1 protein-coding gene is annotated in these 559 nt (G+C 51.7%); it reads left to right on the top strand.

Going from position 1 to position 559, the window contains the following annotated elements:
• A partial coding sequence (locus R7Z49_RS26825) for a glycoside hydrolase domain-containing protein (RefSeq protein ID WP_318112706.1) occupies window positions 1-559 on the top strand: 559 nt, incomplete at both ends.

A 559-nucleotide genomic window follows, 5' to 3' on the forward strand; every position in this document is an offset into this window, starting at 1 on the left:
CGCTATCAAACGTTGAGATCGGCGAGAACGGCAAGTCTGGCGCTTCTCTTAACATGACAGAAGTTGCGGGCATGAACTTCGACCAAGTACGTGAAGCGGCAACGAAGAAATGGGAAGACGAACTCGGCAAGATCCAAGTCTCTGGCGACGAAGATTACAAACAGACGTTCTACACCGCGATGTACCACTCGTACCTAGGTCAAACCATTCACTCTGACTTAGATGGTCGCTACCGCCAAGTTCACCAAGGTCGTAACGCTTACCCAGATGGCAACACACCTTGGGGCGACAAGATCGATACGCTGAAAGAGTCGATCCGCACTGCCGATGCTAACAAAGATGGCAAAGCAGACTTCACGCGCTACGACACTTTCTCGTTGTGGGATACCTACCGCGCAGTTCAACCGTTGTCTTCGATTCTTGAGCCAGACCGCCTAGCAGACGTGGTTCTGTCTATGTTGTCTTACGCCGAAGAAGAATGGGTGGATGACAAAGGCAACGTGCGCAAAGGTCGCCTGCCTGAGTGGACATTCAAAGGCAACGAAACCGGCATGATGAT

It is taken from the genome of Vibrio sp. 1562, from assembly GCF_033340155.1.
In the GTDB taxonomy this organism is placed as follows: Bacteria; Pseudomonadota; Gammaproteobacteria; order Enterobacterales; family Vibrionaceae; genus Vibrio; species Vibrio alginolyticus.